The sequence below is a fragment of the Mycobacterium sp. NGS34 genome (assembly GCF_059812845.1).
This window is the reverse complement of sequence record NZ_JCALDM010000013.1, coordinates 1-22,438: the sequence shown is the minus strand read 5'-3', so window position 1 is coordinate 22,438 and position 22,438 is coordinate 1. Positions and strand designations below refer to the sequence as shown.

Genomic DNA, 22,438 nt, shown 5'->3' with positions numbered 1-22,438 from the left:
GGCGTGCCCATGAGCGGACCCATGGCGGGCGTACGTGTCCTCGAGGTTGCCCAGTGGACCTTCGTGCCGGCCGCCGGCGCGGTGCTGGCGGACTGGGGCGCTGACGTACTGAAGATCGAACATCCGCGCACCGGCGATGCCCAGCGGGGCCTACGTCAGCTCGGCAACGTACAGATCGCCGGCGATCGCAACCCCGTCATGGAGCACGCAAACCGCGGCAAACGATCTATCGCCCTGGATATCTCGACACCGGCCGGCCATGAATTGCTGATGGACATTGCCCGCACGAGCGACGTGTTCCTGACGAACTTCTTGCCCGACGCCCGCGCCAAACTGCGGATCGACGTTGATGACTTGCGGACGGCGAATCCCGACATCGTCTATGTGCGGGGCAGCGCATACGGAACGCTCGGCGACGAGGCAGGCATCGGAGGCTACGACATGACGGGCTTCTGGAGCCGAGGCGGTAGCGCGGCAAGCGTCACCCCGCCCGATATGGCTGGCGTCGTCGCACAACCCGGACCGGCGTATGGAGATTCCCTGGGCGGCATGACCATTGCCGGCGGAATCGCCGCGGCGCTGTTCGCACGTGAACGAACCGGTGAGGCCAAGGTGGTGGATGTTTCGCTGCTCGGAGTGGGGGTGTGGGCGATGGGGGTGGCCGTCAACGCTGCGCTGATCTCCGGGGAGCCGTGGCAGGCAAACCCGGCCGGCGCCAACGTCACCGCGCACAATCCGCTGGTGGGCTTCTACCGGACCGGCGACGGCCGTTACCTGGGATTGTCGATGATGCAAGGTTTCCGCTACTGGGCAGACTTCTGTGTGCGGGTCGGGCTCGCCGAGCTTGCGACCGACGACCGCTTTGCAAGCCATGAGCTGCTGACGCGCAATGCGGCGCAGGCGACTGCGATCCTGCGCGAGGTGCTCGGGAGCCAAACGCTCGAGCACTGGCGCAAAGCACTGGCCGGTTTCGAAGGGCAATGGGCGCCCGTACAGAACACGATGGATGTCGCGGCCGACGAGCAGGTCAGGGCGAACGGCGTCATCGTGCCCATCGAAGGCAGCGGCGGTGCCCTCGAATTAGTCTCGAGCCCCGTGCTTTTCGATCAGACACCGTTTGCTCTCGGCCCGACACCGGAGTTCGCGGAACATACCGAAGCGCTGTTACTCGAACTGGGCAAGGACTGGGACGACATCCTTGTCCTGAAGGACAGTGGAGCCATCGCCTGACCAAGACGACCTTCAAGGCCTGACGGCGAAAGAGCCAGCAACGGAGGAAGCACATGAATCGAGTCAGCGGCAAAGTAGCGGTCGTCACGGGCGCCGCGCGCGGACAAGGACGCAGTCATGCAGTCCATCTCGCCGACGAGGGCGCCGACATCATCGCCGTTGACATATGCGACGACATCGCGACCAACGACTACCCGATGGCGCGCAAGAGCGACCTCGACGAGACGGCGAAGTTGGTGGAGAAGGCAGGCCGACGTGTCGTCACCGCTGTGGCCGATGTGCGGGATCGGGCGGCCCTCAAGAAGGCGATCGATGACGGCGTTGCCGAACTGGGCGGGCTGCACATCGTCGTCGCCAACGCCGGCATCTGCCCGCACGGAGAGAACAAAGGCTATCCAGCATTCCGCGACGTAATCGACGTGAACTTTCTCGGCGTGGTCAACACCGTCAACGCCGCGTTCGACCATCTCGACACCGGAGCGTCGATCATCGCCACCGGCTCAATCGCCGGACTGGTCGCCCAACACGATATGTTCAACGGCGGCGGCAACTCGGGCCCCGGCGGACTCGGCTACGGTCTAGCTAAGAAGTTCGTCCGCGACTGGGTCAAATCGATGGCGATGACGCTGGCGGCGCGCCAGATACGCGTCAACGCCGTGCACCCGACGAACGTCAACACCGCGATGATGAACAACCCGATGATGTACAAGACGTTTCGGCCCGACCTGGAGGCTCCCACACACGACGATGCCTTTGTGATCTACCCGATGCTCCAGGCAATGCCGGTGCCCTGGGTGCAGCCCGAGGACATCTCGCACGCCGTGGTCTACCTCGCCTCCGACGAATCGCGATACGTCACCGGACTGCAGATGTTCATCGACGCCGGCGCCGCGCTGAAAATGGGTTTCTGACCTCCACGCCGACATGACACCCGATGAGGCGGTACGTAGCTGGCTCGAGAGTCACCTCGGGCCCGTGCGGACCTTCGAGCGCCAACCACGTTGGCGTCCGGCCTGGTTCGCCGACGTCGAACGTGACGGCACAATCATGCCGCTGTATGTGCGTGGCGACCGCGTGGGCATGGAGTTCTCGTTGTCCACCTATCGGGAAGCGGAAGTCCTTGAAGCCCTGGAGAAGCAAGGAATTCCAGTTCCACACATTCACGGTCGGATTGACGCACCACCGGCCATCGTCATGGATCGCCTGCCCGGCGCCACCAATCTGTCAACCTCGCCGAGCGCAACAGAGCGCAACTCGGTCATCGACGAATACATGGAAATCCTTGCGCGGATCCATCGGCTGGATCCAGGTGAATTCTCCGCCGTCGGACTCAAGTTACCCAAAGACCCTCAGCAGCACGCGTTGTCGAGCTTCGAAGGGTCCGTTGCGCGGTATCGGTCGACAAAAAAGCGCCCGGAGCCGTTTCTGGAATTCGGCATCGGCTGGATTCGCCGCCACGTTCCCGCGCATCGGTTCGATCCTCGCTTCGTTCTGGGCGATCCCGGACAGTTCATGTTCGCCGATGGGCGCGTGACCGGACTGCTGGACGTCGAACTGGCCTACCTCGGCGACACCGCGCATGACCTCGCAGGACTGCGCCTGCGCGACATCTCCGAGCCCTTCGGCGACCTAGAGCGCGCGTTCCGGCGCTATGAGGAGGTCTCCGGCGTACAACTGGACCTGCCGGTGGTCGAGTTCCACACCGCACAGTTCGCGCTGACGACGCCTCTCTCGTTAGTCATGATCCTGCACAACCCTTTTCCGATGAGCGACTTGCTGCAATATGAGGAGTGGTTTCAGCAATGCTCGCTCAACGCCGTCGAAGCAATGGCCGCGGTCCAGGACGTCGCCCTCGACGATTACCGACTTCCGCAGGCGGCAGATGTCCGCCACGGCGGCCTTGTCGACGCGTTGGCGCCCATCATCGAGGAATTGCCCGCCGAGACCGAAGTTGAGCGCTTTCGCCAGCATCAAACCGCGCAAACCGCACGCTACGTCGCGGATCTCTGCCGGCAAGGTCCCGCAATCGAATCCGAAGACCTCGACGATCTCAAGCGCCTGCTCGGCTCCCGATACCCAGATTGGCGTACAGGGGATGAGGCGCTGGAGGCATTCGTCTTGCGCGCACCCGAAAAAATGGATGCCGAGCTCATTCGGCTGTTCCACCGTCGAATTATGCGGCAAATGCGTTTGCTGGAACCGGTTCTCAACCGCGGTGGCGGCGTGCAGCCGCTGACACCCCTGGCCCGGTTACTCGGCCGCTGACGCTTGCGTGATCACCGGCCGCGGCGAATTCCGTCGGCACAATGATCTACCGGCACGCCGGCGAAAAGGCGGCGATCAGGCTTTCTCGGCCGGTCTTACGGAGACCCCAGCTGATAGCCGAGTCAGCGACCCAGTACGGCCACCACGCAGGAACCACCGCCGCCCATCGCCTGGGCGAGCCCGACGCGGGGATCGGCGACCTGTCGCGAATCCGCCTCTCCGCGAAGCTGACTGACCACCTCGGCGACCTGGGCCAGTCCGGTCGCACCGAACGCGTGACCGCGAGCAAGGCAGCCGCCGTCGGTGTTGGTCGGCAGCCCGCCTTTGGATCCCAGGCCGCCTGTCTGGGCGAGCTCGGCCACATCGTTGACGCCGACGAGGCCGAGCGCGATCAGTGCGGTGACCTCCTCGCTGGCGCACATGTCATGCAGGGAGACGATTCCGACGTCGCGCGGCGCCGCCTGCGCCGCATCGAAGGCACGCTGAGCGGTCAGCGCGATTTGCGACGGCGGACCGACACACGGACCGGCCAACGGCCAGCCCGCGTCTTCGGGCCAGCTGGTCTGCTCGATGGCATTGATCGCAACGGACCGAGGGCGGCGTTCGGAAGTCACGACAATCGCCGCACCGCCATCGACGGACGCGTGACACATCATCTTGGTGAGCGGCTCGGCCACCATCCGCGCCGCCATCACCTGCTCAACGGTGACCTCATCGTCGTTGCGCCGCGCCGCCAGCGGATTGCGGCGCGCCTGGTTGTACGACTTGGCCGCGACGGCTCCGAAAACCTCCGGGCCGCAACCTGCCTCATACAGCCAACGATTCGCCTCGATCGCGTAGTGGATCTGCGGCGGGAACCGGTCCCAGAATTCGACGGCGGCCGGCACCACGCCGCCGGGTTCCAGCGCCGTGGTCTTCTCGTAGCCGATGGCCAGCGCGGTGTCGCAACGACCGGAGGCCACCGCCCACACGGCGTGCCGCAAGGCGACCATGCCTCCCGCCGAGGCGCTCTCGATGGCGGTCACCGGAACCCCCGTGCGGCCCAGGCGAAGTGCCACCTTGAGGCCGGTCTGGGGCGGCGCCATCGAGGATGACGTAAACACCTCGCCCACAGCGTCATAGCCCATACCCGCGTCGGCGAGTGCAGCCTCGGCGGCCTCGACGCCGAGCGCCGCCAGCGCGGTGTCGGCGAATCTGCCGAACGGTGTGACGCCGATGCCGGCGACGTGCGTCCCCGTCATTCCGATTGCGCCTCGAAGAAGAGGATGACGTTGTCCTCCAACGTCTTCTCGACGACTCGGCCGACGGTGCCGGGCGCCGGACGAGGCCCGGCTACCAACACTTGAAGCCGCCCGTCGGAGTTGTCGACCCAAGCGACGCTGTAGCCGTCCTGACCGTACCCGGGGATGGGTGACTTCCCGGGAACGAAGGTCGACGCCCACACGGTCGCGGGGCGATCAGCGGACATTGGTCATCCTCCTTTGTGCGCGTTCGCGTTGCCCAGGGCCGGCGGCGGCATGAGTGGGACGGGTCCCTGACCGACGAACCGCCACGGCAACCCGACGAGGCGGGCGGTACCGATGTCCGGGTTTGGGTGAGCGATCTCGGGGAAGAAACCGCGGATCGCCAGATGCGGATCCGAAATCAGGTCCTCGGCCCGTTGCACCGCTGCGGCGCGCAAACCCGACGTGCTCAGACGCGCGGAGACATCGTCGGCCGACGCGGCGGCAACCAGGCCCGCCAGCTTCTCGATCACCGTGGTATGCCGCGAATCGTCGGATACTGCAAGGATTTCTGCCAGGCATGTCCACTCGTCGGGCTCCGCGATTTCAATGGCGACCCAGCGGCCGTCCGCGGCGCGATAGACGCCGCGATGCGCGGAATCGCCGATGCCGGAGCTACCCGGAGCGGCGGCGGCGGTGACGAACTCGGCCACGGTCGACGCGACGACCTCGGCCATGGAGAGATCGATGACGGCGCCGATGTCACGCGCCGGCCCGACGGCCCATGCGGCGACCACCACGGCGGCGACGACCGAGGACAGCGGGTCGGCTATCACGGTGCCGAGGCGCGCCGGTGCCCCATCCGGTCCGACGGTCAGTCCGGCCAGCCCTCCATAAGCCTGAACATTGTTGGCGTAGACCCGATATCCGGCCATGGGGCCTTCCGAGCCGAAGCCGGAGACCCGCAGGGCGAGCCTGCCCGAGCCGGCCACGTCGGCCGGGTCCACCTTAAGTCTGGCGAGTCGCCCGCTGCCGACGTTCTCGATGAGGACGTCAACGTCGGATAACACCGCGGCGACGTCGTCCAGGATGCGGGCGGGATCGATCAACAGGCTCTGCTTGGAGTGATTGGCCACCGCGAAATACGCACCGCGGTCGACGCCGGGCTTACCCCGGGCAAAGGGGCCCGTACGCCGATAGATGTCGAGGCGCTGAGGATCTTCGAGCCGCAACACCCTGGCGCCCATCGCGCCGAGCAGGGCACCGACGATTGGCCCGGCCAAGACGTGGGTCAGTTCGCCGACCCGCAAGTCGCTCAGGCGGCCGGTTCGACGGTGATCCGACCGGTGTCCAACGTTGGTGAGCCACGGCGACTCAAGCACGGGGAGTTCGACACCGCCGAGCTTCGTCGTCGACAGAGCGCCGCGGAAGGCGAATTGCGGTGATGTCAGAATCTCCTCGGCGGCATTCACCGGTGTCGACGGCACGCCGTGGGCCTGGAGCATTGCCGCGCACTCTTCCTTGTCGTGCGTTGCCGCCCATGCTGTTACGTGTTGGTTGATCAGATCGGCGTGGTCGATGCGGGCCTGGCGTTCGTCGAGACCGGTGGCCCAGGCCGGATGGTCAAGCGCCGCAAGTAATCCCCGCCACTGGTGGTTCTCGACCGCGGTGATGCGGACCATACCGTCGCGACACGGAAACAGTCCCGACGGCGCGAGGTACCGCCCGCTGCCCGCCCGTCCGGGACACGCGTATAACACGTGGGCGCATTCCGGGAGGGCAGCGGTGAACGCGACCGCCTCCTGCACCGACACGTCGACGCTCACCGCCTCGTTACCGTCGTTGCGCCGATCGAGGCCATGCAGTGCCGCCAGTGCGGCGACCGCGCCCGCCGCCTTCAGCGCGACATAGCCCGGCGCCGGTACCGGCGCTCCGTCGGAGCCCTCGATCGTGGCGAGCAGTCCGCCGGCCGCCTGGGCGACGAGCTCGCCGCCGGGCTGCGACGACCGCGGCCCGTCGAGGCCGAATGGGCTGACTGTAACGACGACCGCGTTCTCGACGAACGGTGGCGTCAGGGCACGGCCGTCATCGACGATCACGATGTCGTGTTCGCCGATCAATGTTGAGAGATCCGTGGGCGGTTGGACGATCCGCTTATCCCGATCAAGAGTGAGGTCCACGGCAGCGACCGGTCCGGCCGGGGTGGTGATCACCGGTCCCACCCGACCCGATGCGCCGGCGTCAGCCACCTTTGTGGCCTCCGCGCCGAGGCTGGCGAGCAGCGCCGCGGCCGCCGAACCGGCGATCCCGTCGCCAAGTTGGAGCACGCGCACGCCCGAGAGGAAAGACATGTCGCCTCTTCGGTTCACGTAGCGCTCTCCCCGGTCTCGGTCGCCGGATAACGGGCGCTGAGCCAGCGCGTGACTATCCCGCGGTGAATTGCGCGCGTGCCGAGGTTGGCCGCGACGCTCGCGGCGCGCCGAAGGTGTACGTGCGCGTCGTGCTCCCAGGTGTAGGCGATCCCGCCGAAGACCTGTGTGGCGCCCTCCGGCACGGCCCGCAGCGCGTCGATGCCCCAGAAGGCGGCGAGCGATACCAGCGCCGCTGCGTCGGGATGCTCCTGTTGGCAGGCGTCGGCGGCACGGTTGACGAGCGCACGCCCGACTTCGATTGCGCACCGCTGGTTGACCAGGCGGTGTTTGATCGCCTGGAAGGTGCCGATCGGGCGGCCGAATGCGACGCGCAGCTTCGCGTACTCAATTGCGGCCTCGTTGGCGGCCGACGCGATGCCGACCAGTTCGGCCACCTGGGCTACCTGTCCCCGCAGAGCGGCCTCACGGTGCCGACGTCCGGCGCACTCACCCCTCGCCAGGATCTGAATGGGTGCGCGGTCCATAGTGATTCGTGCCGCCGGATTATGGTCCAGCGGGATCAACGGCTCACGCTTTACCGCCGCTCCGGCCGGATCGACCACGCCCAGCACGGTGCCGTCTGCCTCGCCCGCAATAATCAGCAGCCTGGTGGCGACCGCACCGAATGGCACGAGCGGCCAGACCCCCGAGACGCCCGCCGCAGTGTATTTACCGCGTTCGGGCAGCAGCAGGCTGACGCCATCGGCACAGCGGTCCTCACACCATGCCGCCGCCGCGGCCGCGGCGAGCGGGACAGGTGCCGAGGCTGCTCCAGCGGCCTCGGCGAGCACGCACAGGTCACGGGCGCCGCCGCCTCCCCCGCCGCTCGCCTCGCTTACCAAGACGTCGGCCCACCCGGCCTCGATGACGGTCTGCCACAGCTTCGGGTCGAACACCGGCCCCGGTCCGTCGAGCAAGCTGCGAAATGCCTGCGCCGACCACGCCTTTCGGAGGATGCCCTCGGCTGCTTCGCGCAGGCGGCCGAGTTCTTCCGGGCTCGGGGCGGTTTCGCTCGACGGCGACGGGCTGTCAGGTATCACGGGGCAACCCCAGCAGCTTCTCGGCGATCACGTTGCGCTGGATCTCCGACGTGCCCGCACCAAACGTTGCCGCCCGCATCAGCAGGTAGCTCTTCGCGACATTGCCGTTCTTCGCCGCCCCCGGCGAGCCGCGCTCCAACGTTCCGGCCGGTCCGGCGAGGTCCAGGCCGAAGTTCGCCATCGCCTGGTCCACCTCCGAGGTCAGCAGTTTGGCCACCGACGCTTCGGGGCCGGGGCTGAGACCACGGACGCCGGCGGCGGTTGCCTGCGCCGCGATCTGACGCAATGCCTCCACTTGCGCGGCGAACCCGACGATCCGATCGGCGACGTAACCGTTGCCGTCGCTGCCATCGCGGGCTACTGCCCCCTGCTCCTGCGCCATTCTGACCAGGATCGCCAGCCTGCGTTCGATGCGGTGGGTGCGGCTCTGTCCGACCCGCTCGTAGCCCAGCGTGGATTTGGCGACCTTCCAACCGTCGTGCAGGGGCCCGACGACATTGCCAAGGGGCACACGAACCGAATCGAAAAACACCTCGTTGAACTCGGCCTGACCGGTGATCTGCCGGATCGGGCGCACCTCGATCCCGCTCGTCCTCAGGGGTACGAGGATGTAACTGATCCCTTGATGTTTCTCAGCTGCCGGATCGGTGCGCGCCAGGATGTAGATCCAGTCGGCGTACTGGGCTTTGGAGGTCCAGACCTTCTGCCCGTTGATGACCAATTCGCCGTCGTGATTCTCGGCGGTGGTCTTCAGGGCGGCGAGATCGCTGCCGGCCTCGGGCTCGCTGAAGCCCTGGCACCACACCTCTTCTCCGGAGAGGATTTTTGGCAGATAGCGTTGGCGTTGCTCGTCGGAACCCCACTGAATGATGGTCGGGCCAAGCTGATTGACGGCGCTGCGATTGATCGGCTCCGGCGCGTGTGCGGCTGCCATCTCGGCGTTGAAGATGAGCTGCTGCACGGGAGTAGCGCCGCGACCTCCGAATTGGACTGGCCAGGAAATCGCGGCCAGACCGGCGTCGTGAAGCCGGCGCTGCCACAGCCGCATTCGATCAAGTCGGTCAGAATCGTCGCGCCCGGAACCGCGGACCTCGTCTGTCAGTGCGGTTGCCAGGAAGGCGCGAACCTCGTCGCGGAACTGCTGATCGGCCTCTGTGAGGATGACCCCGTAATCTGGTTCGGTCACGCCCCACCACGAAGGATTGACGCCATCCGTATCTTCATGTCGCCGTACGTGATCGCGCTGGCGCCAGCCCTGGGTGCGCGGCCCGCGTCGACCTTCGGCGCCGACAAATCCAGGCCGGAGATCCTCCCCCGCAGCGCGGCAACGGTGCAGTCTTTTCTGCCGCGTCGCTCGACGCCGGTGTAGCCGAAGACACGCGCGGCATTACCCCAGGTGATGGCCTCGACCTCGTCGGGTGTGCAGCCCTCCAACTGGGCGGCGAGCTGCTCGGGCGCGTCGGGCCAGCTGCTGTCCGAATGCGGGTAGTCCATCTCCCAGCAGATGGTCTCCACTCCGATGCGCTCCCGCATCTCGATGCCGACCCGGTCGCGGATGAAGCACGACATGAAGTTGCGGCGATACACGTCGCTGGGGCTCAGGCCGTCACCCAGGTCGTCACCCGTCCAGGCCCGCTGGCGCGAGTAGATGTCCTCGAATCGCTCCAACAGGAACGGAATCCACCCGATGCCGCCCTCCGACAACGAAAACTTGATGGACGGAAACTTCCGGACGATCGGCGAGAACAACAGGTCGGCCACGAACCGTTGGGTGTCGATCGGCAACATCGAGTTGTAGGCCAGATAGGTGGTCAGGTCGGACGGCACGGGCAACCCGCCGCCCGTGCCGATGTGGATGTTCACCACCGTGTTCTCTTCGCAGATCGCCTCCCACAGCGGATCCCAGTGCGGATCCTGCCAGGGCGGCTGGCCGTAGCTTCCGATGTGTTGCGGAGCCGTCACCGCGCGACAGCCCCGCCCGGCCAACCGGTGCACTTCGGCGGCGGCCAGGGCCGGGTCCCACAACGGCAAGATCCCCATCGGGATGAACCGGTCGGGGTGCCGACCGCACCAGTCCTCGATATGCCAGTCGTTGTAGGCGCGGACCATCGCCTCGGACACCTCGCGGTCTCCGCGGTACGTGAACAGCGCACCCGAGATAGTGGGGAACGACGGAAAGCACAGTGACGCAAGCACGCCGGAGGCGTCCATGTCGTTCACCCGTGCGTCGACGTCGTAGCATCCTGCCCGCATGTCGGTGAATCGGGACGGCTCGAATCCCCATTCATCGTTGGGCCGGCCCGCTACCGCGTTGAGCCCGATGTTCGGTAGCTGAAGGCCGTCGTACACCCAGAAACACACGCCGTCGGCGTCTTCGACGATGCGCGGCGCGTCGTCGGCGAAGCGGCTGGGCACTCGGCCGACGAACATGTCGGGTGGTTCCACGGTGTGGTCGTCGACGCTGATCAGTACCAGATCGAGAGGATCAATCACTTCAAGCATCTTAGACTAATAGACATTCTCTGTCTAAGTGTTCTATCTTGGTTCGCGCGCCAGGGCGAAGTCCTGAACCCAGCCCGCCATCAAGCCGTAGACGGACTCCATGGCATCGCGAGCGGCGGCATCATCAGCAATGGGCACATAGTCGATGTCCCAGACGACGATCGATTCTCCGGGGGCATCTTTGCTTTCGGAGACGGTATTGACGGCCACGAAGCGGCTGACCGGCATTGGATTGTTGGCGATCTCGTACGACAGCGCGCGCTCGTCGGGCTTGATCCAGATGAGGGTCTCGATGACCGGCTTCTCACTGCTCGCGGCGATGAACCGCCGCATGCCGGGCCCGTCGCCCTCGACCCTGACATCGCTGGGTCCGGGGATCCAGTCGACGTTGCCGAAGTCGGCGAGAACGGCCCACACCGCGTCCGCTGGCGCGGCGAGCCGCTTGGTGACCGTGAATGTTGGCATTCGCTGACCGTATCACCAGATGTGACAGTTGATCGACTAGTGTACTTATGTACTGCGGAAGCGCGAAGGAGAGTGATATGAGCACCGACGCCGCCGCTGGAGGCGAATTCGAGGTCGATGACGACTGGGTCCGCTATGAAGTCGTCGAACCGCACATCGCGCAGATCACCATCAACCGGCCGGACCGGCGCAACGCCATCCTCTCGCCCGGAATGCATGACCTGTTCAAGGAGCGACTGGACCGCGCGGAAGACGACGACGAGGTAAAAGTCGTCATGTTGCTGGCGGAGGGGAAGGACTTCAGCAGCGGCGACGACGTGCGCCGGCTGCCGGTGGAAGAAGCGGGACTGCGTAAGGGCGAGCGATTGCCGCAGACCGCGCGCCTGGGCAACGCCCGGCGCCTGCACCGGCACCTGACCAACTGGCTGGAGTTCCCCAAGACGGTGATCGTCGGCTGCCAGGGAGCCACGCTGGGAGCGGGGATGAATCTCGCCCTGGCCGCCGACATCCTGGTCGTCTCGGATGACATGTACCTTGCCCGGCCGCAGGCCCGCATCGGGTTCGCCGGGTTCTCCACGGCCATGCCGCTCGCGCTGCTCAAACTGGGCCCTAACCGCGGCTATGAGGCGATGATCACCGGCCGCAAGGTGACTGCGGACGAACTGCGCGATTGGGGGGTGGCCTCCTCGGTGGTGTCGCCCGAGTCCCTCCGGGACGAGGCCCTGCGGTACGCCCGCGCGATCGCCCACCACTCGGCCGACGGCCTGATGGTGGGAAAGCACGCACTGATCGCGTTCTGGCATGCCGTCGGGATGGCGCAGTTCGGCGACTGGGTTCCCATGGGCCACACGGTGTTCAGCAATCTGTCTTGGCGTGACGACGAGTTCAATTTCATGAAGGAGCGGAGCGCTCGTGGCGGCCGAGAGGCCATGGCCGAGCTAGAGCGGCGATATTCGGAGTGGGGATTCGAGTGACCTTCGCTGATTAACAGCTATACAGATGTTGTGTTGATGTTCTGTATGCTAGCCAGACGGGATGGGAGCTGACTGACGATGGGTGTGCTTGACGGACGTACCGCGCTGGTCACCGGCGCCGGGCGGGGTATTGGCGCGGCGGTCGCCCAGGGCCTGGCCGCCGAGGGCGCGACGGTTCTGGTGTCAGACGCCGGTGTCAGCGTCGACGGGACAGGCTCTGACGCAGGCCCGGCCGAGAGTGTGGTCGCGACGATCACGAGCCAGGGTGGTAAGGCGTTCGCCGATACCACCGACATCACCGACTTCGCGGCTTGCGCGGACCTCATCAACCGCGCGGCCGAAACGCTCGGCGGCCTCGACGTCGTGGTAAACGCAGCGGGGATCCTACGCGACGCCATGGTGTTCAAGATGAGCGAGCAGGACTGGGACGCGGTCATCTCGGTCCACCTCAAAGGCACGTTCAACGTCACGCGGCACGCGGCCGCCTGGTGGCGAGAAAACCGCGGCGGACAGTACCGACTGATCACCTTCACCTCGATGTCGGGGCTGCAGGGCGCGCCAAGTCAGCCCAATTATGCCGCGGCCAAGATGGGTATCGTCGGCCTGACGTTCTCTTGCGCCAACGCATTACGCAACTACGGGGTGCGCTCCAACGCCATCGCGCCGATCGCCGGCACCCGCATGACGCAGGGCATCAAGGGCGGCGGCAGCATGGACTACTCGGACTCCAACGTTCGCCTATCACCCAAGAATTGCGTGCCGCCGGTCGTGTATCTGGCCAGCGTGCAATCCGACTGGCTCAATCGGCGCGTCATCTTCGCCGGGAATGGGCGGATCAGCCTGATGTCCAATCCGGTCGTCGAACGCGAAATCGTGTCGGCGTCGGGAACGTGGGACATCCCTACCGCATTCGCCGAGATCGAAACGTCGTTCAAGGAAGCCGTGCTCTACCCCAACATTTTCGACAAACCACCCGCAGGCTGAAGGGGGTGACCATGACCGAGCTTGCGACGGGAAGGGTGCCCGAAAAGTTCGCCTGCGGCGAGACGTTTGTGCCGAAGAGCCGCTACATCGACCCCGAATATCTGCAACTCGAGTTGAGCCGGTTGTTTACTCAGGTTTGGCAGCCCGCGTGCCGGGAAGAGGAAATCCCCTCCCCCGGTTGCTATTACGAGTACACAATCGGTCGGCAGTCCATCATCGTGGTGCGCCAGAAGGACGGCAGCATCAAGGCGTTTCACAACACGTGTGCCCACCGCGGGATGAAGATTGTCCGCGGCAGCGGATGCGCGGAGGGCAGGGAATTCCGCTGCGAGTTTCACGGTTGGCGCTACGGGTTGGATGGCCGATCGTCGTTCGTTCCATGCCGTGAGGAGTTCGCCGCCCGCCCGCGTGAGCAGTGGGGTCTTCGTCCAGTTGCCGTCGACACATGGGGCGGGTGGGTGTTCGTCAGCATGGCGGACAACCCGCCGGATCTGATCGATTGGCTGGATCCGCTGCCGACCGCGCTGGCGCCATTCCGGTTGCAGGACATGCGCTACCGCTGGCGCAAGCGAACTTTCCTGCCGGCGAATTGGAAGACCGTTATCGACGCATTCATTGAGGGTTACCACACCCCCGGTACTCATCCGCAGACGATGCGGTCCGTGCAAGGCCCACGCCCCTCCGCGGAACCCGCAGCCCCGCAAGAGTACGCCTACGCCCCATACACCCCGACCATCACGTATAAGAACCACTCGAGATTCGTCTACACGCAACGTCCCGAACACGCCGCCCGCGACAGCGGTCGGCAGGAACTGGCGGCGCGACCCGAGGTGTTCGCGAATTCGATGCAATACCAGTACCTGGAGGTCGGCTCGCTGGTCACAGAACGCGACTACCGCGCCGCGCAAAAGCTGGCCGCGATGGAACCCAGCGAGGTTCCACCCTTTGTCCTCTATCACCAGATGTGTGAGGACCTCGCGCGCGCCGAAGGCGTTGACTTCCCCCAGATGTCGATGGAGCAGTACTTCGCGGGGAACGGCGACTGGCACGTGTTCCCCACCATGGTCATCCTGGTCGAGAAGTTGTGCCTACTCGGGTATCGCATGCTGCCCGACGCCGAGGACCCGAATCGGTGCACGTTCGAGATGTTCTCGTTGGAACATTTCGCGCGGGGCGAGGTTCCTGAGACGCAGTGGCAGGTCTTCGAGCGGTGGCAGGACCACGACGGGTGGGGCGAGCTCCCTTCACAGGACCTTAAGAACATCGGGGCCATCCACGCCGGCATGCACTCCGCAGGTTTCGACGGGCTTTGGCTGAACACTGTCCAAGAGATGTCGATACGCAACGAGCATGCGATCGCCGACAGATACCTGTTCGGCGGCGGAGACCATGACGAGTAAACGGTTCGCGTAGCGTCGCTGACGGCGTTACTCATGCTCATCGCCAACACGCGGCTGATACCTCTGCTCGGCCACGCTCAACTCCATCAACGACCATCGAACTCTCCGCAATCAAGGAGGATCTGTGCATTGCGAATGCCTGATTCGAGTATCTCGTCGGAGAGCTGCCCATCGGAGACGGCGCGTGAGAGTTGCAGGGTGGCAACGAGAAGCGTGAACAACCCGAGTGCCTTGGTGCGGGCGGCGGAAGGGTCGCGTGGGGACAAGTGCGTCGCAACCATGTCGATGATGGATTGCATTCCCTCGGTGTAGGAATCGCGGACGGCGTCATCGCAGCGGCCGATTTCATCGAGCAGGGCCGCAGAGGGACAGCCCGTGCTCGGATCGTCCCGATGACGTGGCGAGAGGTAGTCGCGCACGTATTCCTCCAGTGCCGCGCGGCCCGCGGGTAGCGAGCCGAGGTTGGCGTGCTGGGCGCGCAGTTGGTCGGCGACCACGTTGGCCACAAGGTCATCCTTCGATTTGAAGTGCGCGTAGAACGCGCCGTTTGTCAGCCCCGCGTCAGACATGAGGGCAGCGACACCTGAACCGTCGATGCCGTCCTCTTTGAAACGCCGGCCAGCGGAATCGATAATCCTTCGCCGCGTTTCGCCTTTGTGCTCCGCGTCGTACCTCGCCACAGTCGCGTCCTCCGTTCGCCTCAAAGTCGCCCTTGCGCATCATAGCCGATTACCTTACAGTCATAATATTATGATCGTTAGTCAATCGGCCGCTCCACCGAGAAGACCCATGGCTCCTCTGAATGAACCACGGCATGTGGCCTGCGGACTTGTGTCACCGCGCCTGCTTATGAAGGCCGCCATGAGCGCGGCCCTCGCCGTCCCGGGGAAGCCGCGCGGCCCCCACCTTGGGCGGCGCTACCCGACGTGGAGTCCGGATAGCCGATGACACGTCTGTCCTACGACATTCGCGACAAGGTCGTGCTCATCACCGGCGGAACCGGCGGATTCGGCAGCGCTACCGCGCGCGAACTTCTCGGCCGCGGCGCGAAGGTCGCCCTGGTGGACGTCAACCCGCAGACACCACAAATTGCTGCGCACATGTCCTCACACTCGGCCTTCGGCTCAATCGCCGACGTGTGTAACCGCGACGGACTCGACCTTGCCGTTGCCGAAGTCGTTGACCGTTTCGGACGGGTTGACATCGCGATCGCCAACGCCGGCATTCTCTCTCGAGCCGCCACTTTGCGGACCACGCCGAAGCCATCGATCGACTCCGTGCTCGCAATCAACGTCACCGGCGTCGTGAACACCATCCAAGCCGCCATGGATCAGGTCATCGCTCACCGCGGCCAATTCGTCCTCATCAGTTCGGTTTTCGCGTTTCTCAACGGCATGGGCGCGATTCCTTATGCCATGAGCAAAGCAGCGGTTGAGCAGCTCGGCCGCGGGTTACGCGTAGAACTTGCCGCGCACGGCGTCTCGACCACGATCGCCTACTTCTCACTGATCGAAACCAACATGATCAGGCAAGGCGTCGACGCCGACCCCGCTGTCGACGATCTGCTCGCGACCTTGCCGCGGCCCCTGTTGAAACGCCTTCAACCCGAGCACGCTGCAACAGCACTCGCCCACGGCCTCGCTCATCGGTCACCACGCGTGGTGGAGCCATCCAGATGGAAGCCCCTTTCGGCGCTGCGAGGACTCCTCGCGCCTGCAATGGATTCGCATCTGGCCCGTGACCGGCGAACCCTTTCCGCGCTGTCCAAACTCGACGCGCAACCCCACATCGCACGGTGAGAACCAACCATCCCAATGTCCCCGCGTGGACGCACGATCACATCGAAAGGCACGAAATGGCTCCGTGGATAGACACACCGACTCGCAAGATCGACGTCGGCGGCGTCGAGTTCGCATATCGCGAACTCGGCACCGGGTCAGACGTTCCCGTGGTGTTTCTCCACCACTTCACCGCGGTTCTCGATGACTGGGACCCGCGAATCATCGACGGTATCGCCGCGCACCATCGCGTGATCGCCTTCGACAATCGCGGTGTCGGCGCGACGGGCTCCTCGGTGCCACCCACGGTCGAGCAGATGGGCACCGACGCCATCGCCTTCATCCGCGCCTTGGGCCTTAAACGCGTTGATCTATTCGGCTTTTCGCTCGGCGGCGGCGTCGCGCAGATGATCGCCCTCCAGGCACCAGACCTTGTGCGGCGCATGATCCTCGCCGGCACCGGCCCACGCGGCGGCGGCGGCATCGACAAGATGGCAACCATCGTCGGGATCGCCTACCTCAAAGCGGCACTCACTTTCAGCGATCCTAGAAATTTCCTGTTCTTTCCCCGCACCGCCGAGGGCAAACGGGCCGCGTCGGACTATCTCACCCGCCTCAAGGAACGCACTCAAAACCGTGACAAACGAATCTCGATGCAGGCCCGCATCGCTCAGCTCAAAGCCATCCGACACGCCGGACAAAGCGAACCCGACGACCTGTCAGTCATCGCCCAGCCCGTCTTAGTGGCCAACGGCGACCACGACCTCATGGTCGCCAGCAGCCACTCAGCCGACATGGCACGCCGACTGCCGAACGCCCAACTGAAGATCTACCCCAACTCGGGACACGGCGGAGTGTTCCAGCACCACCGGGCCTTCGTACCCGACGCCCTGCGCTTCCTCGCCGAGGAAAGCGCTTCCGAGACCAACAGGAGAACGGCATGAACGCAAAACAAAATCAGCGCAGCGACACGATCACGTCGTACACGCGTGCGCCATCGCGCACAGTCACCGCAGCGGGTGTCACCTACGCCTACCGCGAACTTGGGCCGACGGGCGGGGTTCCGGTCATCTTCTTTGTCCATCTCGCCGCCACGCTGGACAACTGGGATCCCCGGATCATCGATCCGATCGCTCAGCACCACCACGTCATCGCTTTCGACAACCGCGGCGTAGGAGCGTCCACCGGCACCGTGCCCGACACCGTCGAGTCGATGGCCGACGACGCCTATACCTTCATCACCGCACTCGGTTTCAACACCGTCGACATCCTCTCCTTCTCCCTCGGCGGGATGGTCGCCCAAGCGCTGGTGCTCAAACATCCTGAACTCGTCCGCAAGCTGATCCTCACCGGAACCGGACCCGCAGGCGGAAAGGGCATTGACAAGGTTGCCGGTACCACCTACTACGACACACTGCGTGCCGCACTTGCTCGAAAGGACCCCAAGGAGTTTCTGTTCTTCAATCGCGACGACATCGGCAGACGCGCCGCACGCGCGTTCGTCGAGCGCCTCGAAGAACGGACCGAGGATCGGGACGCGCCGATCACGGTGAAGGCCTTCCGAACCCAACTCAAAGCGATCAAGCGGTGGGGGCGCTCGACACCCGCAGACCTGTCTGTGATCACCCATCCGACGTTGATCGCGAACGGCGACAACGATCGCATGGTCCCCACGGCTCTCTCCGAAGACATGCATCGTCGGATCGCTGACTCGAAACTCGTCATCTATCCCAACTCTGGGCACGGCGCGATCTTCCAGTACCACCACGAGTTCGCATCTACTGCAATTCAATTCATTGATGCGTGATCTGCATCAACGGCAATATCACCTCCCGGCGAAATCACAACGGAAGAAACATGACCCAGCAACATAAGAGCTACCTCGAGATCGAGGACCGCGGAGCCATTCTGATCGCGCGAGTGGATGGCGGCCCGCACAGCCTGTTCGGCCTGGACATCGCCAACGAGCTCGACGCGCTGGTGAGCCGCGCCGACCGCGACCCCAAGGTTCACGCAGTGGTGTTCACCGGCGCCCGCGAGGGGCGGTTCGTCAGCCACGCCGACGTGCGGTGGCTGCAGGCCGAAGGCGCGGCGGTGCCGGAGTTGAACCGCCGTGCCGCCTCGGCGGCGCTGCGGCTGGCCCGTGGCATCGATCGGGCCCGGGCGCTGGACACGGTTGTACAGAAGACCCCGCTACGCGGCGTCGCCCAACTGGACCGCCTGCACAACACATTCCTGCGGATGAACGCCAGCGGCGTCATCTTCGTCGCCGCCCTCAACGGATCAGCGCTGGGACTGGGTGCGGAGTTCGCCTGGGCGTGTGATCTGCGGATCATGGCCGACGACGCGAACTTCTTCATCGGTCAGCCCGAGGTGCTGTTGGGCATCATGCCCGGCGGCGGCGGCAGCCAGCGCCTGACCCGGCTGATCGGCACCCACAAGTCGCTGGTCGCCATTCTGGAGGGCAAGCCGTTCACCCCCGCCCAGGCACTGGCCAACGGCGCGGTCGACGACGTGGTGCCCACCGACCAGGTCGTGGAGCGGGCGGTCGAGGTGGCCGAGTACTTCGGCAAGCGAACCAAGGGGTCGGTCGAGGCGATCAAACGCTCGGTCTACTTCGGCGGATCGATGTCGCTGACCGAGGGCCTGCACGTGGAGCGCACCGAGTTCCTGGGCACCGACCAGTCCCCGCGGGGCCAGCAGCTGATGCTGCAGTACCTCGACGACATCGACTCGGTCGGCGAGTTGCCGCTTTATCACGGCGACACCTACGACCGCGCCCTGCAAGCCGGCACAGTGCCCGCTCTCGGCGCGGAGGTGATGGTCAAGTGAGTGCCACGCAGTCGTTCACCCGCCACGACGTGTCCTTCACCTCTGGTGACGACACCTGCGCCGCCTGGCTCTACCTGCCAACCGGGGTGACCGCCCCGCCGGTGGTGATCCTGGGCCACGGCCTGGGCGGTACCCGCGAGATGCGCCTGGACGCCTTCGCCGAACGCTTCGCCCAGGCCGGGATCGCGGCGCTGGCGTTCACGTACCGGCACTTCGGTGACAGCACCGGCCAGCCCCGCCAGTTGTTGTCGATCAAACGCCAACTGGCGGACTGGGATGCCGCCATCGCCTTTGTCAAAGGCCGTCGCGACGTCGACCGCACCCGAATCGCGGTGTGGGGCAGCTCGTTCGGCGGTGGGCACGCCATCACCGTCGCGTCACGGCATCCCGAACTCACCGCGGCTGTGGCGCAATGCCCGTTTACCGATGGGTTGACGTCTGCGCTGGCACTAGGGCCGCTGGCATCTCTGAAGGTGCTGCCCTCGGTGGCCAGGGACTACGTCTCCATCCTACGCGGTAAGGCCCCGGCAATGATCCCGCTGGCCGGGCCGCCCGGCTCGCTGGCCCTGATGAACGCCCCGGACGCACTGCCCGGCTATCTGGCACTTCTGCCGGCGGACACGACGTTCCGCAACGAGGTGGCCGCCCGCGTCGCCCCGACGATCACGACCTATCGGCCCGGACGGTCGGCCAAGGAGATCGCCTACCCGATCCTGTTCTGCATCAGCGACACCGACACTGTCACCCCACCCGCGCAGACCGAGCGCTATGCCTGTACCGCGCCGCGCGGGGAGATCAAGCACTACGACGCCGGGCACTTCGAGTTCTACCTCGGCGAACCCTTCGAGCAACTGGTCGGCGATCAGATCGAGTTCCTTAACCGCCACCTGCAGCCAGCCGGGGCACCGTCGTGAGCGCCGATCCCGCCGACGCACTCGGCGGGCGCACCGCCGGGCTGTCCGAGCAGGCCGCCCGCCCACGCCGCACCGCCGGCACCCGCACCCGATCAGGAAGCGACACGATGAAGGCGTTCACGCTGACCCGTTACGGCAAGACCGACAACGTCGCCGCTGTTGAACGAACCCAGCCCGCCCTGGGCCACGACGACGTCTTGGTGCAGATCCACGCCGCCAGTATCAACCCACTGGATCTGAAGATCCGCAACGGCGAACTCAAACCGCTACTGCGCTACAAGCTTCCGATCGTGCTGGGCAACGACCTGGCTGGCGTCGTGGTTGAGACCGGTCCCCGGGTGCGCGGATTCGCACCCGGCGACGAGGTGTACTCCAAACCCCGGCAGGACCGCATCGGCGCCTTCGCCGAATACCTCGCCATCGACGAGAGCGACGTCGCCCCCAAGCCCGAGCGACTCGACATGGCCGAAGCCGCCTCCCTGCCACTGGTCGCGCTCACCGCCTGGCAGGCGCTGGTCGAGAAGGCCCACGTTCAACCCGGTCAGAAGGTGCTGATCCACGCGGGTTCCGGCGGACTGGGCAGCATCGCCATCCAGTTGGCCAAACACCTCGGCGCGACCGTCGCCACCACGACCAGCGCCGCCAATGCCGGCTGGGTCAGGGACCTAGGTGCCGACGTCGTCATCGACTACAAGACCCAGGACTTCGCCGCCGAATTGTCCGGTTACGACGTCGTTCTGGACACTCAGGGCGGGCAGACGCTGCAGAAGTCGCTGCAGGTGCTCAAACCCGGCGGCACGGTCATCTCGGTCGCCGGCCCACCCGACCCCGTGTTCGCCCGCGATTTCGGCGCCAACTGGATTCTGGTGCAGGCGATGCGCGCCCTGAGCTTCTCCATCCGGCGCAAGGCCAAACGACATTCGGTGACTTACTCGTTCCTGTTCATGACCGCCAACGGCCAACAGTTGCGCCAACTGGGTGCCCTCGTCGATGCCGGGGTGATCCGCCCCACTATCGACCGGGTGTTCCCGTTCGCCGACACGTTGGAGGGACTGTCCTACGTCGAGAGCGGACGCGCCAAGGGCAAGGTCGTCGTGTCCGTCACTAGCGAAGAACCGCGGTCGTGACCGCAGAGGCGTTCGACTTCGACTGGCTGGTCGTCGGATCCGGGTTCGGCGGCAGCGTCTCCGCGCTGCGGCTGTCGGAGAAGGGATTTCGCGTCGGCGTCCTCGAACGCGGCCGCCGCTACGAGCCCGCCGACCTACCCGCCTCAGCGTGGCAGACCGACAGGTACAACTGGCTGCCGCGGCTGGGCAAGCTGGGAATCATGCGGACCTCGATGTTCCGCCACGTCTTCTTCCCGTCCCAGAGCGGGGTCGGCGGCGGCAGCCTGGTCTACGGCGGAGTGCTCTACCGCGCCAAGAAGGAGTTCTTCGACGCCGACCAGTGGAGTCACCTCGGCGACTGGGAGCACCTGCTGGCCCCGCACTACACCACCGCCGAACGGATGCTCGGCGCCGCACCGGTCCCCTTCGATTCGATGCACCAGCAATGGATCCGGGAGATGGGCCGCCACTTCGGCACCGAGGACACCGTCACCCGCGCCCCCACCGGGGTGTTCTTCGGTGAGCCCGGCAAGACCGTGCCCGACCCCTACTTCGGCGGCGCCGGTCCCGACCGCACCGGCTGCACCCGCTGCGGGGCCTGCATGGTGGGCTGCCGCGTGGGGGCGGTCAACTCGCTGACCAAGAACTATCTATGGTTCGCCGAACGCAACGGTGTGCAGATCCTGCCCGAACATCAGGTCGTCGACGTCGCTCCGCTGGGCAGCCCCGACGGCAGCGACGGGTACCGCGTCACCACCGAACATCCCCGCGGCGGTCACCGCGACCGCCGCACCTACACCACCGCCGGGGTGGTGTTCGCCGGCGGCGCGCTGGGCACCAACGAACTGCTCGCCACCTGCAAGCACGGCGGCTCGCTGCCCCGCATCAGCGACCGGCTCGGCGAACTGGTGCGCACCAACAGCGAATCCGTGCTGACTGTGCTGCTGCCCGAGGACCGCGGCAGCTGGCGCGACGTCACCGCCAGCAGCAGCGTGCACGTCGACACCGACACCCACATCGAGTTTCTGACCTACGGACCGCACGCCGACATGCTTAGCCTGCTCTACACCGTGCTCGTCGGTGACGGCACACGAATTACCCGACCGCTGAAGTGGCTCGCGGCGATCGCACGCCACCCGCGGCGCTGGCTGCAGACGCTGTGGCCGATAGGGTGGAGTCGGCGCATGGTGATGCTGCTGGTGATGCAATCACGAGACAACGCGATTTCGTTTCGCGCCCGCAAGCGCCGTCTCGGTCGCGGCTATCGGCTGTCCACCGTGCAGAACGGCGATAATCCCAGCCCCACCTACTTAG

General features: G+C 65.5%; 21 protein-coding genes. 13 read left to right on the top strand and 8 right to left on the bottom strand.

Annotation, left to right across the window (positions count from 1 at the left end; all coding sequences use genetic code 11):
* Positions 1-9: 9 nt before the first annotated feature.
* The 3 genes from AC5Y7V_RS24670 (at position 10) to AC5Y7V_RS24660 (ending at position 3,495) form a co-directional block, all read left to right on the top strand.
* Positions 10-1,230 (top strand): CaiB/BaiF CoA transferase family protein, encoded by a 1,221-nt coding sequence (locus tag AC5Y7V_RS24670; RefSeq protein WP_499882664.1) that lies wholly within the window; start codon positions 10-12, stop codon positions 1,228-1,230.
* Positions 1,231-1,283: 53 nt separating this feature from the next.
* Complete coding sequence (locus tag AC5Y7V_RS24665; protein WP_499882663.1) at positions 1,284-2,141, top strand: mycofactocin-coupled SDR family oxidoreductase; 858 nt, start codon at positions 1,284-1,286, stop codon at positions 2,139-2,141.
* Positions 2,142-2,205: 64 nt separating this feature from the next.
* Complete coding sequence (locus AC5Y7V_RS24660; RefSeq protein WP_499882662.1) at positions 2,206-3,495, top strand: phosphotransferase; 1,290 nt, start codon at positions 2,206-2,208, stop codon at positions 3,493-3,495.
* A gap of 122 nt (positions 3,496-3,617) precedes the next feature.
* Here AC5Y7V_RS24660 and AC5Y7V_RS24655 read toward each other — a convergent pair whose 3' ends face one another.
* The 7 genes from AC5Y7V_RS24655 to AC5Y7V_RS24625 all read right to left on the bottom strand — a co-directional run bounded on the left by AC5Y7V_RS24655 (position 3,618) and on the right by AC5Y7V_RS24625 (position 11,136).
* The gene (locus tag AC5Y7V_RS24655) at positions 3,618-4,736 is read right to left on the bottom strand and encodes a thiolase family protein (protein ID WP_499882661.1); all 1,119 of its coding nucleotides are present in this window, start codon (positions 4,734-4,736) and stop codon (positions 3,618-3,620) included.
* The gene (locus tag AC5Y7V_RS24650; RefSeq protein WP_499882660.1) at positions 4,733-4,963 is read right to left on the bottom strand and encodes a hypothetical protein; all 231 of its coding nucleotides are present in this window, start codon (positions 4,961-4,963) and stop codon (positions 4,733-4,735) included. Before AC5Y7V_RS24650 ends, AC5Y7V_RS24655 begins: the two co-directional genes overlap by 4 nt.
* A gap of 3 nt (positions 4,964-4,966) precedes the next feature.
* Positions 4,967-7,069: a CoA transferase gene (locus AC5Y7V_RS24645; RefSeq protein ID WP_499882659.1), complete on the bottom strand. Its 2,103-nt coding sequence runs from the start codon at positions 7,067-7,069 to the stop codon at positions 4,967-4,969.
* A gap of 14 nt (positions 7,070-7,083) precedes the next feature.
* On the bottom strand, positions 7,084-8,046 hold the full coding sequence (locus tag AC5Y7V_RS24640; protein ID WP_499882658.1) for an acyl-CoA dehydrogenase family protein: 963 nt from the start codon (positions 8,044-8,046) through the stop codon (positions 7,084-7,086).
* Positions 8,047-8,158: 112 nt separating this feature from the next.
* Positions 8,159-9,355 (bottom strand): acyl-CoA dehydrogenase family protein, encoded by a 1,197-nt coding sequence (locus AC5Y7V_RS24635; RefSeq protein ID WP_499882657.1) that lies wholly within the window; start codon positions 9,353-9,355, stop codon positions 8,159-8,161.
* Entirely contained in the window at positions 9,352-10,671 is a 1,320-nt protein-coding gene (locus AC5Y7V_RS24630) for an amidohydrolase family protein (RefSeq protein WP_499882656.1), read from the bottom strand. Before AC5Y7V_RS24630 ends, AC5Y7V_RS24635 begins: the two co-directional genes overlap by 4 nt.
* Before the next feature lie 33 nt (positions 10,672-10,704).
* Positions 10,705-11,136: an SRPBCC family protein gene (locus tag AC5Y7V_RS24625; protein WP_499882655.1), complete on the bottom strand. Its 432-nt coding sequence runs from the start codon at positions 11,134-11,136 to the stop codon at positions 10,705-10,707.
* Between the two features lie 77 nt (positions 11,137-11,213).
* On the opposite strand from AC5Y7V_RS24625, the gene AC5Y7V_RS24620 reads away from it, so the two are divergent.
* The 3 genes from AC5Y7V_RS24620 (at position 11,214) to AC5Y7V_RS24610 (ending at position 14,494) form a co-directional block, all read left to right on the top strand.
* Entirely contained in the window at positions 11,214-12,110 is an 897-nt protein-coding gene (locus AC5Y7V_RS24620; RefSeq protein WP_499882654.1) for an enoyl-CoA hydratase/isomerase family protein, read from the top strand.
* Positions 12,111-12,188: 78 nt separating this feature from the next.
* Positions 12,189-13,094 (top strand): SDR family NAD(P)-dependent oxidoreductase, encoded by a 906-nt coding sequence (locus tag AC5Y7V_RS24615; RefSeq protein WP_499882653.1) that lies wholly within the window; start codon positions 12,189-12,191, stop codon positions 13,092-13,094.
* An 11-nt stretch (positions 13,095-13,105) separates the two neighbouring features.
* Positions 13,106-14,494, top strand: a complete 1,389-nt coding sequence (locus tag AC5Y7V_RS24610; protein WP_499882652.1) for an aromatic ring-hydroxylating oxygenase subunit alpha — start codon at positions 13,106-13,108, stop codon at positions 14,492-14,494.
* An 86-nt stretch (positions 14,495-14,580) separates the two neighbouring features.
* Here AC5Y7V_RS24610 and AC5Y7V_RS24605 read toward each other — a convergent pair whose 3' ends face one another.
* Positions 14,581-15,174, bottom strand: a complete 594-nt coding sequence (locus tag AC5Y7V_RS24605; protein WP_499882651.1) for a TetR/AcrR family transcriptional regulator — start codon at positions 15,172-15,174, stop codon at positions 14,581-14,583.
* A gap of 264 nt (positions 15,175-15,438) precedes the next feature.
* On the opposite strand from AC5Y7V_RS24605, the gene AC5Y7V_RS24600 reads away from it, so the two are divergent.
* From AC5Y7V_RS24600 to AC5Y7V_RS24570, 7 genes are all read left to right on the top strand, one after another.
* The gene (locus AC5Y7V_RS24600; RefSeq protein ID WP_499882650.1) at positions 15,439-16,293 is read left to right on the top strand and encodes an SDR family NAD(P)-dependent oxidoreductase; all 855 of its coding nucleotides are present in this window, start codon (positions 15,439-15,441) and stop codon (positions 16,291-16,293) included.
* A gap of 56 nt (positions 16,294-16,349) precedes the next feature.
* Positions 16,350-17,216, top strand: coding sequence for an alpha/beta fold hydrolase (locus AC5Y7V_RS24595; RefSeq protein ID WP_499882795.1), 867 nt, complete (start codon positions 16,350-16,352; stop codon positions 17,214-17,216).
* Complete coding sequence (locus AC5Y7V_RS24590) at positions 17,213-18,079, top strand: alpha/beta fold hydrolase (RefSeq protein WP_499882649.1); 867 nt, start codon at positions 17,213-17,215, stop codon at positions 18,077-18,079. Before AC5Y7V_RS24595 ends, AC5Y7V_RS24590 begins: the two co-directional genes overlap by 4 nt.
* 50 nt (positions 18,080-18,129) lie before the next feature.
* Positions 18,130-19,104 carry an enoyl-CoA hydratase/isomerase family protein gene (locus AC5Y7V_RS24585; protein ID WP_499882648.1) on the top strand — a complete coding sequence of 325 codons (975 nt, stop codon included), beginning with the start codon at positions 18,130-18,132 and terminating at the stop codon, positions 19,102-19,104.
* A complete protein-coding gene (locus tag AC5Y7V_RS24580; RefSeq protein ID WP_499882647.1) occupies positions 19,101-20,018 on the top strand; it encodes an alpha/beta hydrolase in 918 nt (305 codons plus the stop codon). Before AC5Y7V_RS24585 ends, AC5Y7V_RS24580 begins: the two co-directional genes overlap by 4 nt.
* Positions 20,019-20,125: 107 nt before the next feature.
* Positions 20,126-21,145, top strand: a complete 1,020-nt coding sequence (locus AC5Y7V_RS24575) for an NADP-dependent oxidoreductase (RefSeq protein WP_499882794.1) — start codon at positions 20,126-20,128, stop codon at positions 21,143-21,145.
* On the top strand, positions 21,142-22,438 hold a 1,297-nt coding region (locus AC5Y7V_RS24570), incomplete at its 3' end, for a GMC family oxidoreductase N-terminal domain-containing protein (protein WP_499882646.1). The genes AC5Y7V_RS24575 and AC5Y7V_RS24570, both read left to right, overlap by 4 nt.